Here is a 15,230-nt window from a genome sequence, read left to right as displayed (position 1 = left end):
TTCATATAAGCTTATCTTTTTTACCAGAGAGGGTAAAAAAGATAAGCTTTATCCCCTACCTTCATCGGCAAATCAATCGTGCGTCAACGAAATGCGAAAACCATAAGAGAGAAACTTTCAATAAACGAAGAAAAAGCCCCATCAATGATGAACAGGAATCTCAGCAGAACAATTGATAAGGATTGGTCATTTTTGAAAAGATCATTCATCCCTTTCATTCCCTATAATGCCCTTGCCAGTGATGCTAAAAACAGGCAAGATATTGTTGAAAAATTACGTTTTGCCATCCTCTATTTATAGAATCTCTGAAACAAGAAGGCTGCCTCATTTGGAGAGAACATAAAGCTGTAAAAGTATCCCCCCTCACATGAGCGTTGCCATCACCGTTGAGCTCAGCCTGACAAACTTTTAAAAGCCTCTATCTTTTTCAAAAATGCAAATAGCGCATTGCTTCACGTTTTTATTTTATTTGCATATCTTTAAATAGGGTATCATAAATTGATTTATGATGAGTATTCACTACTTTGCATGTTGAATGAGAGCTCCAAAAATCGTAAGATTCTCTCATTTCAAATCTCTTTATGTTGCATCAATCAAAACCATTCGTTTACACGTTACAGATGGGATTAACGTATGGATCACAATGATTCAAGAAAAGAGTAAAATGCCTTTTCATGAATCGTCTAAATGCAAAGTCTGTCGCAACATTCTAGAGCTGGAAAGGTGTGTAATGGTGAGCCAGTTTGTTACTTCATAAGCGCACAAATGGGTCACGTCTCTCATGTAAAACACGGCGCATTTAAATACACGCTCCACGAACATCACCCCCCTAGAGAGAAAGGGGCATTCTATATCCCTAAACTGTTATGATATCGCTTCCATATTTCATTTTGAAAAAGAAATTTTAATGATTTTATGGCAACAATAAAAATTGTAAGGCAACTAAAACAAGGAGCATGTTAAAAGTCTTCACGCAACCATTGTTGACAGAAAGATAAACACCGTCGTAAAACGCTGCACAAATATATTCTTGTATGGGAATACAGATCAGATTTTTATGATTTAAAACGGCTTATTTCTCTACTCACCGCTTTTCTTTTACCACAAACCTGATATATTTTTTATGACATTGATTAAAAAAATTGCAACAGTTGCTTCCGGAACCCTTATGAGCCGTATTTTTGGCTTCATCCGTGAAATGCTTATGGCAGCAGCGCTAGGGACGGGTCCTGTTTCTGATGCTTTTAATGCTGCTTTTCGTTTTCCCAATACATTCCGCCGTTTTTTTGCTGAAGGTGCCTTTAATGCTGCTTTCATTCCTCTTTTTGCTAAAAAAATCACTGAAGATGGTCAAGAATCTGCCTGCAAATTTGCAGAAGAAGTCTTTGGTGTTCTCTTTTCGCTGCTTTTACTGTTAACCATTGCGATGGAACTGAGTATGCCTTTTTTGGTGCGAACCGTTATTGCGCCAGGCTTTAGCGAAGACGCCACAAAATTTAATGCCACCATTCATTTTACTGCGATCATGTTTCCTTACTTAACCTGCATGTCGCTCGCTGCGATGATGGGGGGCATGCTCAATGCTTTGCGCCGCTATTTTATTGCCGCCGTTGCGCCACTCTTTTTAAATATTATTCTGATTGGTGTGCTCGCCTATGCTTGGATCTATCAACTTGACGCTTGGCACATCGGCTTAAATCTCTCTTGGGGTGTGTTGGCGGCAGGCCTTCTTCAACTTTTCCTAATTGCGGTTGCGCTACGTCAAAGTGGCATGAAAATTTTCTTCCGTCGTCCCCATTTAACCCCTAATGTACGCAAGCTCTTAACCTTAGCGTTCCCTGCAGCCATCACGGGTGGGATCACACAAATTAATTTGCTCATCAATACCAACATTGCTTCTAGTCAATCAGGGGCTGTCTCTTCTTTGATGTATGCTGATCGTCTTTATCAATTGCCTCTAGGCGTGATTGCCATTGCCGTTGCAACCGTTCTTTTACCAGAATTAACCCGCGCGTTGCGGAGCAAAAATCAGGAAGAAACCCACCATTTGCAAAACCGCTCTATTGAATTTACACTCCTGTTAACGCTTCCAGCATCCATCGCTTTTTTGCTGCTCTCCCACCCCATTGTTAGTTTACTCTTTGAACGTGGACAATTTACCGATCAATCAACACAGCATGTTGCACAGTTATTGGAACTTTATGGACTAGGACTTCCAGCTTTTGTACTCATCAAGGTCTTTATTCCTAATTTTTTTGCCCATGAAGATACCAAAACACCGATGATTTTTACGGGCATTTGTGTTTTCATCAATATCAGCCTCGCTTTAACATTATTTCCTTCCTTTTCCGCACGCGGCATTGTTATTGCGGAAATTACTTCTGGATGGGTCAATACCCTATTGCTTTGGGGTGTTCTCATCAAACGAGGGTATTGGAAATATGACACCCAACTGATCAAGCGAATATTATGCCTCATAATCGCTTCCCTTTTGAGTGCACTCGTTCTCTATTACGGACTACATGTGTACGGATTTTTATCTTTTCCTTTATCTTCAAAAGCCTCCTTTTTCTTGCGTTTCAGTACCTTAGCAGGGATCATGCTTGGCATATTCTCCCTCTATTTTATTGCCTATTTTTTATCCAACCCCCTTTCCTTTTTTCACACGCTTAAAAATTTGAAAAAACGTCCATAATCTCTATACTTTGTCAAAAATAATAAAACGAATAACCTTGAATTAGAAAGCACACTCCTATGGATACCTTCACTCCCCTTGTTTTTTCCGGCGTACAACCGAGTGGTCACTTACATCTTGGCAATTATCTTGGAGCCCTTCAAAATTGGGTTGAACTACAAAACGCTTATCACTGCCTCTATTGTGTTGTGGATATGCATGCGCTCACCGTCAACCCAGCCCCCCTTATTTTACAGGAATCCACCAGAACAGTGACAGCCGCCTTTCTAGCCGCCGGTATTGATCCCCAAAAACACATTATTTTCAATCAATCCCGTGTTTTTCAACATGCTGAACTCGCTTGGATTTTAAATTGTGTTGCGCGTATCGGTTGGCTTCAACGTATGACACAATTTAAAGATAAAGCAGGAAAAGATCGCGAAAAAGCATCCCTTGGGCTTTTTGCCTATCCCACGTTGATGGCGGCTGATATTTTAGTCTATCGTGCAACGCATGTTCCGGTAGGGGAAGATCAAAAACAGCATGTTGAACTCACACGCGATATTGCACAAAAGTTTAACAATGATTATGCCCACCGTATTGCTGACTTAAATTTTGGCATTTCTATGCCAACGAATGAAGAAAAAAGACCAAGCTTTTTTCCCCTCCCAGAAGCACTGATTGGAACAACCGCCCCACGCGTTATGTCCCTGCGTGATGGGACAAAAAAAATGTCAAAATCAGATCCTTCAGATTTCTCACGCATTAATTTGACCGACGATGCAGATCTTATCGCCCAAAAAATACGCAAAGCCAAAACGGATTCTGCGCCTCTTCCAGATTCTCTTGACGCTTTAAAAGAACGACCAGAAGTGGATAACCTGCTTGGTATTTATGCCGCCTTTGCCAAAGTGAGTAAAGAAAAGGTTCTTTTAGAGTTTTCTGGTCAACAATTTTCACATTTTAAAACAGCTCTAGCCGACCTTGCCGTCCATAAGCTTGCCCCTATAACAGAAGAATTACGTCGTCTTCATCAAGAAAGCGGTTATATTGACTCTGTTTTGCATGATGGCGCAGAACGTGCTAGTATGCTCGCAGAAGAAAATATGAAAAAAATTCGTGAAATTGTTGGATTTTTGCACAATACATAAAAACAATACCCTAAAAAACTGTAGAAAGCAAAAAAATCGTTTGTACAAAATAGAGAAAGTGCATGATTTCTAAACCCAAAAATCCGAAAAAAGAGCCCAAGAAAAAAAACCTTGTCATCATCGATGAGACACCAGAGTGTCGGCGTGCCGTGGCGTTTGCTGCACAACATGCTCAAAACACCAATAGAACGTTGGTTTTGCTTTGTGTTGTTGATAGTATAGAATTTCAACATTTTCTGGGTGTAAACAATGTTATGCGCACAGAATCAACGCAAAGTGCTCATAAAATATTAGGAGATATTGCCAGTGATGTCCGCACTTCCCATGCGCTTGAAACAGAAATAGTGGTGCGTGAAGGAAAAAAAATTGATGAAATTTCTAAACTGATTGACGAAGATAAAAGAATTGCACTGATTGTTTTAGCCGCTAGCGGACATGCAGAAGGACCAGGCCCGCTTATCCAATTAATCGGGAATAAAGGGACAGCTTTTTCAATCCCTGTCATTGTCATTCCTAGCAATCTTGCTGATGAAGATATTAAGTCTATTGCCTAAAAAATATAATATTTTAAAAATGGAATGATCTTATCTAATTCTTCATGATAAAAGGAGAGTCTATGTTTATTCAAACTGAAACCACCCCAAACCCTGCAACACTTAAATTTCTCCCAGGGCGGGTGGTCCTTTCTGAAGGCGTCTTAGAGTTTCGCGACCGTGAAGAAGCGGCTAAAAGTTCACCTTTGGCAGCTAAACTGTTTAATATTCCCAATGTCAATGGTGTCTTTTTAGGCTATGATTTCATCACTGTAAGCAAAAAAGAAGGGGAATGGCAACATCTCAAACCTGTCATTTTAGGCACAATTATGGAGCATTTTCTCTCCAATGAGCCTGTCATTACCACCAACGCTACAACACAAGCAAAAGCCCATGCCCTTAATGAAGAATTTTATGACGAAAAAGACGCTGATATTGTTTTAACCATTAAAGAGCTGCTTGAAACACGTATACGCCCAGCCGTTGCCAATGATGGGGGTGATATTACTTTTCGCGGGTTTGAAAATGGGATTGTTTATCTCAATATGCGGGGCGCCTGCTCTGGATGTCCCTCTTCAACGGCAACGCTCAAACATGGGATTGAAAATCTTTTACGCCATTTTATCCCTGAAGTTTTAGGCGTTGAAGCCATGCCACAATAAGTATTGACACCTCAATAGATAAAACAATCCCATGGATTATTTCTTTTCACCAACGCTCTAAACATGGGGTGCAAAAATCTTACACCATTTTATCTCTCATCATTTGAGATGCAAACCATGCTGTCATAAAAAGACAATACGACTTCAAAAAATCCTAGAAAATGAGAATTTTTCCTTTCACTTCCTCTCATGCCTCAAAATATTTTCCCCCTTTAGAGACATATTTTAGAGGCATCGTTTCAACGAAACTATTACATACATGCAAGGATAACGCGTAGGCAGAGACACACTTTAAATTTATTTTGCCTCATAACCTTGTCATGCCATTTTATCCCCAAAAACAAGGGAGCCATTCAAAAAGAAAAGAATATAAGACAGAGCACAGACTTGTCCCCTTGCGTCCCATCATTTTGAGTATTTCCGACGATAAAATTTCGTAGATTTCTTCTTATAACAACCAATTAATAAGGGGCACGCTTTTATACCTTTCGTGGGAATCCTAACAGTCTTCTCATTTCAATTGTCTTTATGGCATCAACCAAAATCATTCACGAACACATTACAAATTGGAAGATAACAAAAACGATACCTCTTATGAACATTTTCAACGATAAGAATGCAACCATCGGGACAAATATAAAAGCTGTTGCAACATTGAAGATCGGCAAAGTATGTGATGGTATTGGCTTATCCTTTTATGAAACACAAAAACGATAACGCTCAACGGTGCTTGCCCTATACCATTTTCATAAGTCTCATTGTGAAAGAGGTTAAAAACATCTTAAAGAAAGATATTTTTTAAAGAACATACCGACTTTTCCTCTTCTTGAAATCAAGAATTCCACCTCTACGCCCTTTACTCTTATCTTCACAAATGAAGATGCAAAAGAGATCAAAACCTTTAAAAAAAATCAATCAAAGCCAAATCGTTGAGGGTTATTTTGGAAATAATCTGATAAAAGAGGGAAAAATTCCTTCAATTAAGCCATCATCAATTTCTTACTTTACGGCATTATTCCTCTCATAAAGCGCGTTCTTTTACTCTTTTCTGATCAATTAACAGCCAATCCTTAAAGCACCGACCAACATATCTGAAATAAAAGACAGCTATTCTCGCAAGACATAGTTTTGTATCCCCATAAGTGCAAAGATATTGTATCTATCGGATGAGCATAATCTATGAAATAAGAACAGAACGATTGGAAAAGAACCCTATTGAAGCAGAATATGAAAACAGAAACCCAACGAAAGTCAAAAACAATGCCAAGAGAGTAAACACCTAAACTTTTTTAACAAATTCCGACTTTAACCCCATCTGTCCAATCCCAGGAATTTTGCAATCAATATTATGATCCCCCTCCACCAAGCGAATATTCTTAACCTTCGTCCCACTTTTTAAAACAGAGGAAGCGCCTTTTACTTTCAGATCTTTTATCACCATAACGGTATCTCCGTTGGTCAAGATTTGACCATTGGCATCATAAACAATCTCGGAAAGAACAGTATCATTATCCTTTTGGGGCCATTCATGTGCGCATTCAGGACAGACAAAATTTTCACCCTCTTCATAAGTATAAAGACCATCACAACGAGGACACTTGGGATATTGGGTCATAAATTCCCCTTTATTTAAGAAAAACCATTCATGATGATGGGTCATAAAGCAAGAAGAGCTTATTGTCCATTATTTTAGAAAAACATGTTCTTTTATTTCCTCTTGATCTGCCACCTATGTTCATAAATGCGATCATCCCCTACAATCGCTGCGTTTATAACATTATACAATACCCCTCATAGACCATAAAATCCTCTTATATTGAATCAATCAAAACCTTTTGAATGTGATCAATCATCATATCTTTGCAAAAAACATTCCCATGATCTCATGTGATAATATCAGGGTGATCTCGTCCCAATTCTTGTTGTATGTTTAACAGTTTTAGAGCCACCTGTTGCAAAGGTTGAAGAACGTCTTGGGGATTTAAATTGTGTCTGCGCGGATCCCCTTCATATTGTTCAAAATAAAGCCGTAAGGTCGCACCACACGTCCCTGTTCCCGATAAACGAACCACCAATCGTGCGCCATTCTCGAAAAAAATACGGATCCCTTGGCGCGTACTCACGCTCTGATCAACAGGATCATGATAAGTAAAATCATCTGCTTTTTTGACCAGAAATCCAGCAATTTCGGTTCCAGCTTGTGGTAAGTGCGCTCGCAAGTGTTCGAGTAAAGCCAAAGCCTTGTCTTCTTCAACTTCTTCATAATCATGACGCAGTGCGTAAAAGCGCCCATAAGTGCGCCAAAGCTGTTGCACAATTTGTGCAACTGTTTTTCCTGTTACTGCTAAAAGATTTAACCAAAATAAGACAGCCCATAAACCATCTTTTTCGCGGATATGATGAGAGCCGGTTCCAAAGCTTTCTTCACCACAAAAGGTTACTTTCCCAGCATCCAAAAGCGTTCCAAAAAATTTCCACCCTGTTGGCGTTTCAAAAAAGTTTAATCCGCATTTTTCAGCAACTAAATCTGCAGCAGGTGTTGTTGGCATAGAGCGAGCCACCCCCACAATGCCCCCCATAATATCTTGACGATACCCTTTAATAAGATGGGCATATTCTACCATAATTGCCAAGGAATCAGAAGGTGAAACATATTGCTGACGTCCAATAATGAGGTTACGATCACCATCACCATCAGATGCGGCACCAAGATCTGGTCCTTGCTCTGACATCAATAAATCATAAAGAGCCTTGGCATAAACCAAATTGGGATCAGGATGACCGCCTCCAAAATCTGGTAAAGGAAGACCATTGACCACCGTCCCTTTAGAAAATCCTAAGCATTTTTCAAAAATTTCATGGGCATAAGGTCCAGTTACCGCATGCATGGCATCAAAGCGAAAAGTCAGTCCTTTAGCCACAGCCTTAGCAATACAATCAAAATCAAAAATTTCCTGCATCAAAGCAACATAATCGGCAACAGGATCAATAATCTCGATCTGCATCTCTCCCATAAAGGTCATCCCTTGGTGATCTAACTCAACATCTGGCGCTTCAAGAATTTTATAAAAGGAAAGCTGTTTCGATGTTGCAAAAATAGCCTCACATAAAGAATTAGGTGCAGGTCCCCCATTGGCAATATTGTATTTTATTCCACAATCTCCGTCTAGCCCCCCAGGATTATGGCTTGCAGAAAGAATAAGTCCACCATGCGCATGATATTTACGAATAAGATGCGAAACAGCCGGTGTGGAAAGAAGCCCCCCTTGTCCGATTTTTACACGAGAAACACCATGCGCTGCTGCCATCTTCAAGACAATCTGAAGGAGTGTCCGGTTAAAGGTGCGTCCATCGCCCCCAAGAATCAACAGCTTTCCTTCAAGAGGCCCAATGTTATCAAAAAGAGACTGTATAAAATTTTCCACATAATGGGGTTGTTGAAAAACAGAGACTTTTTTGCGCAAACCAGATGTTCCCGGTTTTTGCCCCTCAAAAGCCGTGGTCAAAACTGTCTTTATGGTCATTGGTCATACCTTCATATTCTTTCCTTTAATTTTAAGATGAAGAGTATTCAAAGTCGATCATTAATTCCACTTGACGGAACAATGAAATATTTGCACACTTGTGAGGAGTCAGAATTTTTTAAGAAGCCCTTTTATTTAAAACGCTCTTTCCCCATATGCTTTTAAAGATGAAGACTATTTTAAAACACAATTTTCGTAAAAAAAATACAGGAGCATCCATATGATGAAAAAAACAGTTCCCAATGTTACATTTCATACACGTGTCCGCGATGAATCAGTAAGTGGAGATAATCCTTATCGGTGGCAAGAAGTTAAGAGCGATGCTTACTTTAAAGGAAAGCGCGTTATTCTTTTTTCTCTTCCAGGCGCTTTTACCCCCACGTGCTCAACCTTTCAACTGCCTGATTTTGAAAAACTCTATGATGAATTTAAACAAGCGGGTATTGATGAAATCTATTGCCTTTCCGTCAATGATGCTTTTGTCATGAATGCTTGGGGAAAAGCACAAAATATCAAAAATGTGAAATTAATTCCTGATGGTTCTGGTGAATTCACACGCAAAATGGGTATGCTGGTTGCAAAAGACAATGTCGGTTTTGGCATGCGGTCATGGCGCTATGCTGCTGTGATTAATGATGGTGTGATTGAACAATGGTTTGAAGAAGCAGGTTTTTCAGACAATTGCGCAACCGATCCTTATGAAGTTTCTTCACCACAAAATGTTTTAAAAGCTTTAAAAAGCTAATCCAAATCCAAAATCCTCTATTTAAATTTTACGGCACAAATTTCTCTAGAAAAGGAAATTTGTGTCGTTTGTATTTTTTAAAAACCTTTTAATTGATCATAATTATTTAAGCGTTATCCAACTTGAGTTCGAGCCTGAAATATCGTCATATTTTTTTATTTCAAATCTGTTTTCTGTTGAAACCATTAAGATCACTTGGCTTGCACGTCACAAGCGGAGTTGGCGTGTGAGTAAAAATTGTACAATAAAAATGCCTTTTCATGAATCATCGAGAAATACCAAGGAATAGTCCGCAACATTCCAGAGCTGGAAAAGTGTGAGATGGTGCCGGTTTACTCCTTCACAAGCATAAAGATGGGAAGCTCAATAGATTTTATATGATTGTGGCTTTATCCTTATCGCATTCATGGGCAAATACCGTGAAATTAAAGGAGAAATATTCAAGCTCTTTCCTGTCATTTCTTTAAAAAAAAAACCATTAGCGTTTTTGGGCTTCCAAAATATCTTGTACGGTTTGCACCAATTGCTCTTCATCCACCATCACTTGTGCAGGACGGCTTTCACGCCATGTTTGATTATCCTTAATTTCATGAGACAAACGCGCTCCTTCAATCAAATCTTTGATCTGTATTTTTCCACTCTCACGTTCTTGTGCCCCTTGGATCACCACACAAGGCGCTTTTCGCCGATCCGCATATTTCATCTGCGCTTTAATTCCCGATGCCCCCAAATAGAGTTCTGCACAAATTCCTGCATTTCGCAATTTCATGACCATTTTTTGATAGCGTGCAACAGCTTCTGGCTCTTTATCCATCATTAACACCACAACGGGTCCAAAAGTATTTTTTTCTGGTAATTTTCCCAGATTTTGCAAAGCAGCAATCAAACGTGAAACCCCTATTGAAAAGCCTGTTGCCGGAATATTTTCCCCACGAAAACGCGCAACCAGCCCATCATAACGCCCCCCTCCTCCAACAGAGCCAAAGACAACTTTTTGCCCATCATCATTGAGAACATCAAAAAGCAATGCTGCCTCAAAAACAGGTCCCGTATAATATTCCAATCCACGCACCACTGAAGGATCAATTTTAATACGATTGTGATACCCATTGGCGGCAAAGATTGTTTGCATTTCCTCAAGTTCGCCAACCCCTTCAAGACCTTGCGCACTCTGACCAACGATTTTTCTGAGAGCATCAAGGGTTTCTTCTGCCGTTTTTGCTTCTATCGTGAGTAAGGAAAGAATACATTCAATCTCTTTATCTTGAAGCTCAGCCCCTTTTGTAAAATCACCACTTTCATCCAAACGTCCCTTGCCTAAAAGCAAACGCACGCCTTCAGGACCAAATTTATCCAGTTTATCCATGGCTCGAAGAACAGTTAAGCGGCGATCAAGCTGCTCCTTTTCTCCTAAACCAATCATCTGCAAAACACTTTCGAGAATTTTTCGATTATTCAAACGAATAGCATATTCATGGCGTGCAATGCCTACTTTTTCCAGACTATCAGCTGCCATCATGCAAATTTCCGCATCTGCTGCAACGGTTGGTGTTCCAACGATATCTGCATCAAATTGCATAAATTGTCGAAACCGCCCTGGACCAGGCTTTTCATTGCGAAAAACAAAGCCCAACCGATAACTGCGATAGGGTTTTGCTAACGTTTCAAAATTTTCCGCAAAATGACGAGCAAGAGGAGCCGTTAAATCATAGCGTAAAGACATCCATTGTTCATCATCATCTTGAAGCGAAAAAACCCCTGCATTGGGACGATCGGAATCTGGTAAGAATTTCCCCAACACATCCGTATATTCAAAAATGGGGGTTTCAAGCGCTTCAAAACCGTAAAGTTCATAAACTTCACGAATTTGCGCAATCATGGTTTCGGTTGCATACAATTGTGCACTTGTACGATCCACAAAACCACGAGGTAAACGGGCTTTGGTTTTTTCTTGTTTCAATGACATGTTATTCTCTAGCAACAATATGGTGTTTACGGATAACCATTATCCCATAGCAACAAACGCTGCAATGACTTTATCGCCCGTAAAGCTTTTAACAACATGTTAGAGGCTTTCTATTGTCTACGGTTCAGTAGAACTTTAAAAAACTTTATCCTTGAAAACCGTTAAAAGATCAAAGCGAAACAAGCGCATTATTGCCATAAGATGTTTCTAGATACTTTCATGAGTCTTTATGAAGAGACGTCGCTCATCTATTCATATAAAGGCAGCAGGGCATAAGTAAGACGAGGACAGCGGATTGTTTACAAATGACTTTTTTTAAAAATCAGTGTGCGTGAAAAATCCGCATCTTTTAAGATCAGAAGGAAATAGAGAGAAGGGAGCGCCATACATCATATCTTCTGATCAGAAATTAATTTTAAAATGGCTTTTTGTTTGCAGAGGTCAGGACTCTAAAACTTTTTAAAAGCAAATATTCTTCTCTATTTGAGGCAATCTCATCATGATGGTATGAAGCATTTTCATTTGTGATGATATCCGTGTAAAAAAAGGAAACTGGAACTTTTAGGATATCGGAAATTTCCTTTAAACGTCCTGCACTTACACGGTTTAAGCTTTTTTCATACTTTTGAATTTGTTGGAAACTTACCCCTAAAGCATCTCCTAATGTTTTTTGAGTCATTCTCAACATTTTTCGCCTAAAGCGAATTTTTTGCCAACAAAAAGATCAAGTTTAAGGTTCTGAGCTTGCATTTGCCCCCCACCGAGTGCGAGCGCCTCGCATGAGTATTCCGGGAGCTTGAAAAAACTGAATCCGAGTCAGCATTTTGCTTTTAGTGCGTAAGACACACCTGGACAGTGCAAAATCTCCCGGAATTCCGGGACACCCACAAAGTGGGGTTATTTTCACGCTAAGGTTTAGGGTTTTCAAGGCCCACTTGGTCGCCGCGTATACAACCAAAAACATTTTTCAATGTGTAAAATAATTTCAAGATTTTTGCAATAAAAATAGTTTTTCAGGAGGTCGCAGAATTTCTTTTTCATGAGAAGTTATCGGCTTCTCAAATTCTTGAACACACACGCATCAAAATCATATCCCCAAGCCTCCCATTTCACGAAAGGATCTCACCCTTGTTTCTTAAATGCCCCCTCTAGAGAGGGGCCTTAACCAATACAACAGCTTTTATTTTATCCTTCACGCGGTCTCAAGACGGATGATTATTCTGCTATCCCATAAAAACATCGTCATTGAGAGAAGAGAGCCCCATACGCAATCAAAAAGTAGAACTTTTTGATCAGGAAGAGCCCTCCCCCAGTAAGAGCCCCAAATTTAAGAGAGAAGTGTGTTTTTAGATTGTTCAGCAAAGTTATGAATGGCATTTTTTAAATCAACAGGATTTCGACCAACCTCTGTAATCGACCTTGAAATTGAAGGAATAATATTCTGCCATAGCCTTTGAGGAAACTGCTGAGTTAATTGTGTTATAGTTCCCCCTTGAGCCCCAATGCCTGGAACAAGAAATAAGCTATTTTTTAGCTGTTCAATTGTCTCTTTTGCTTCACAGCCTAATGTTGCACCAATCACGGCTCCGATAGGTCCAATATGGCGATATTGACTTGAAGATTGGCTATTATAGTCATAAATCCGCTGCGCTAAATGGACCGAAACCGTTTGATCCCCAATGCGAGCATTCCGAATTTGTTTTCCCTCTGGATTAGACGATTGAACAACCATAAAAACCGCTGTTTTTGTTTCTTCTGCAATCTTTATCAAAGGAATAAGAGCATCAAACCCTAAAAAAGGATTGACTGTTATCGCATCGGCTTTGAAGGGACTATTGGAACCAAGCCAAGCTTGTCCATAAGCTTCAGCCGTAGAGCCAATATCCCCTCTTTTTGTATCAACGAGAACCAACAAACCTTGTTTTTGTGCATTTTCAATGAGTTCTTTCAAAACTTGAAGCCCTTCCACCCCATATAACTCAAAAAATGCCGCTTGCGGCTTTATGATCCCCACCTTCCCCACAACTGCTGTTAAGAGGATATCGCAAAAATCTTTTAGACCTTTATCATCTGGGCTCAAATTCCATGCTTGCAAAACTTTATGACTCGGATCAAACCCAACACAAAGGGGTCCATATTTTTCACTGTTTTTAAAAAAAGTTGAACAAAACATTTGATATCCTAACACGGTCTCTCTTTAAACTTTTTGATACAATCAAAAAGAAAAGCATTTGTCAAAAGAATACGCGCCTGACACCCTTAAGAAAGCGCTCTCATATTGCTCTTATAGACAAAATCTGCGTTTGTTTATGAAAGATATTCCCATTTACAAAGCTTATCACATGTTGATCGATCAAAATACTTGTATCAATCAAGACGTTGTCATGAGATGAAAAATTCAAACTTGATGACAGAATAGGAACAAAAAAACATTCATATTATTTCGTTCAATGCCCTCGTAAAGCCCCCTATTTTATCTTTTTCACGCTTCTTTTTTACACTCAACCAAAATTCTCGATCATGTGCTTTAAACAAAAATTAAAAAATGCTTCACCCTGATGTTTTCAATCTTAACTTTCGATCTTTCTTATTCGCCTTTAGCAGCCTAATTATCCATAATGGGCTATAAACTTTGGAACATAATTGGCAAAAAGACATTGTATCTCCAGCATATTCAAGGAGATAAAACATGGAAACCCGCATTCCTGAAAAAACACCTTTCGATACGAATTTTCTAGAAGAAACATCTCTAGAGACAAAATATTCATTTTTTCATACACCTATTTCATGGTCCGCCATTTTTGCTGGACTGGTTACAGCTCTTGCTGTTTCAATCTGCCTGTCTTTCCTCATAGCCGCTTTAGGCTTAAGCCAAATGGACTTTACCTCGTCCTCCCCTTTTAGAGGTTCTTTCCTCTCGATGGGTATTGGCTCGCTCATCGTTATGGTGATCAGTCTTGCAAGTGGAGGCTTTGTTGCTGGGCGTTTTGCTGAAATCTCTGGCGCTCTTCACGGTTTCTTAACCTGGGCTCTCATCACACTGCTGATGACATTCCAAGCCATCCACGTGGTTTCACATACAGCAAACTTAAGCGCTAAAGCTGTTGGGAAAAGCACGTCTATGATAGAACAAACCGTCGACAATCTTCCCTCTCTACTTGCAAAATTAAACAGCGAAAATTTTGAAAAGTTTTTTGCAGAAACCCGTGACAATGGGATTAATTTTGATAAACTGGGCAATGAGTTGCACACGCTACTCAAAAAAAGCGATATTCCAGCTCTCAATCCTGAACGCTTGAAACAAACCTATCAGGCTGCGCTCAGCGATATTGGTTCTGCCATCACCGCTTTCAAAAATGATCCTTCGCATTATCGCACCACTCTGAAAAATCTAGGGAATAGCCTTTCTAATCGCCTAGAAACGCTGACGACAAAATTTAATCAAAGTGATATCATCAAAGCCTTGATGAACAATGGCATGTCGCGTACAGATGCACAAACGGCAGCCACCCACGCCGTTCAACTCTATGAAAGTGCAGAGGAAAAAACAGAACAAACCCTCAAAGCACTAGAAAAACAAACCGATACCTTGTCTCAAAAGCTTGAAACACAAACAAAAAATGCTCTTCACATAGCTGATAAAGTTACGACAAAAGCATCACACATGGGATGGTGGGGCTTTTTAGGGAGTTTGATAGGCGCTATCATTTCCAGTATTTGTGGCTATTATGGTTACAGAAGCCGTAAGGATATTTTCAAACTTTAAAATTTTTAGCTTTCAAGCAAGCGTAAAAAAAGCTGTACAAAAATGTACAGCTTTTTATCTTTTTAAATATTTCAGCGTTCTTTATGTTTCATTGCTCCCATACTCCTTAAACAAAAGACCTGCAAACATTAAAAAGACTGTTAAAGAGATATCTATTCTCAATCAATGAGCAAATATACCCTCCATGGTCTTTTAAGGATTAACAGTCT

At 39.5% G+C, this 15,230-nt stretch carries 13 protein-coding genes; 8 read left to right on the top strand and 5 right to left on the bottom strand.

Annotated elements, in window-relative coordinates:
* The first annotated feature begins 144 nt into the window (after positions 1 to 144).
* The 6 genes from T429_RS10675 to T429_RS11200 all read left to right on the top strand — a co-directional run bounded on the left by T429_RS10675 (position 145) and on the right by T429_RS11200 (position 5,737).
* Positions 145 to 300: a hypothetical protein gene (locus T429_RS10675; protein WP_154645795.1), complete on the top strand. Its 156-nt coding sequence runs from the start codon at positions 145 to 147 to the stop codon at positions 298 to 300.
* 823 nt (positions 301 to 1,123) lie between these two features.
* Positions 1,124 to 2,695, top strand: a complete 1,572-nt coding sequence (gene murJ / locus T429_RS0108665; protein ID WP_005774801.1) for a murein biosynthesis integral membrane protein MurJ — start codon at positions 1,124 to 1,126, stop codon at positions 2,693 to 2,695.
* A 59-nt stretch (positions 2,696 to 2,754) separates the two neighbouring features.
* A complete protein-coding gene (trpS, locus tag T429_RS0108660; RefSeq protein WP_005774800.1) occupies positions 2,755 to 3,825 on the top strand; it encodes a tryptophan--tRNA ligase in 1,071 nt (356 codons plus the stop codon).
* 62 nt (positions 3,826 to 3,887) lie between these two features.
* Entirely contained in the window at positions 3,888 to 4,379 is a 492-nt protein-coding gene (locus tag T429_RS0108655; protein WP_005774799.1) for a universal stress protein, read from the top strand.
* 62 nt (positions 4,380 to 4,441) lie between these two features.
* On the top strand, positions 4,442 to 5,020 hold the full coding sequence (locus tag T429_RS0108650; protein WP_005774797.1) for a NifU family protein: 579 nt from the start codon (positions 4,442 to 4,444) through the stop codon (positions 5,018 to 5,020).
* 594 nt (positions 5,021 to 5,614) lie between these two features.
* Positions 5,615 to 5,737: a hypothetical protein gene (locus T429_RS11200; RefSeq protein ID WP_280173543.1), complete on the top strand. Its 123-nt coding sequence runs from the start codon at positions 5,615 to 5,617 to the stop codon at positions 5,735 to 5,737.
* A 562-nt stretch (positions 5,738 to 6,299) separates the two neighbouring features.
* Here the strand turns inward: T429_RS11200 and T429_RS0108640 are convergent.
* Both T429_RS0108640 and T429_RS0108635 read right to left on the bottom strand, forming a co-directional pair.
* On the bottom strand, positions 6,300 to 6,635 hold the full coding sequence (locus tag T429_RS0108640) for a zinc ribbon domain-containing protein YjdM (protein WP_005775347.1): 336 nt from the start codon (positions 6,633 to 6,635) through the stop codon (positions 6,300 to 6,302).
* Positions 6,636 to 6,903: 268 nt separating this feature from the next.
* Entirely contained in the window at positions 6,904 to 8,544 is a 1,641-nt protein-coding gene (locus T429_RS0108635) for an alpha-D-glucose phosphate-specific phosphoglucomutase (protein WP_005775348.1), read from the bottom strand.
* A 220-nt stretch (positions 8,545 to 8,764) separates the two neighbouring features.
* Here T429_RS0108635 and T429_RS0108630 point away from each other — a divergent pair, with 220 nt between their 5' ends.
* On the top strand, positions 8,765 to 9,289 hold the full coding sequence (locus T429_RS0108630) for a peroxiredoxin (protein ID WP_005774794.1): 525 nt from the start codon (positions 8,765 to 8,767) through the stop codon (positions 9,287 to 9,289).
* 478 nt (positions 9,290 to 9,767) lie between these two features.
* Here T429_RS0108630 and hisS read toward each other — a convergent pair whose 3' ends face one another.
* The 3 genes from hisS to pyrF form a co-directional block, all read right to left on the bottom strand.
* Positions 9,768 to 11,255 (bottom strand): histidine--tRNA ligase, encoded by a 1,488-nt coding sequence (hisS, locus tag T429_RS0108625; RefSeq protein ID WP_005775349.1) that lies wholly within the window; start codon positions 11,253 to 11,255, stop codon positions 9,768 to 9,770.
* A 415-nt stretch (positions 11,256 to 11,670) separates the two neighbouring features.
* Positions 11,671 to 11,934: a helix-turn-helix domain-containing protein gene (locus T429_RS09980; protein WP_244925512.1), complete on the bottom strand. Its 264-nt coding sequence runs from the start codon at positions 11,932 to 11,934 to the stop codon at positions 11,671 to 11,673.
* A 648-nt stretch (positions 11,935 to 12,582) separates the two neighbouring features.
* Complete coding sequence (gene pyrF / locus T429_RS0108615) at positions 12,583 to 13,428, bottom strand: orotidine-5'-phosphate decarboxylase (protein WP_005774791.1); 846 nt, start codon at positions 13,426 to 13,428, stop codon at positions 12,583 to 12,585.
* Between the two features lie 516 nt (positions 13,429 to 13,944).
* Here pyrF and T429_RS0108610 point away from each other — a divergent pair.
* A complete protein-coding gene (locus T429_RS0108610) occupies positions 13,945 to 15,021 on the top strand; it encodes a YrzE family protein (RefSeq protein WP_005774790.1) in 1,077 nt (358 codons plus the stop codon).
* Positions 15,022 to 15,230: the final 209 nt, after the last annotated feature.

Source organism: Bartonella elizabethae F9251 = ATCC 49927, from assembly GCF_000518165.1.
GTDB lineage: Bacteria > Pseudomonadota > Alphaproteobacteria > Rhizobiales > Rhizobiaceae > Bartonella > Bartonella elizabethae.
This window is presented reverse-complemented; position numbering and strand designations above follow the sequence as displayed.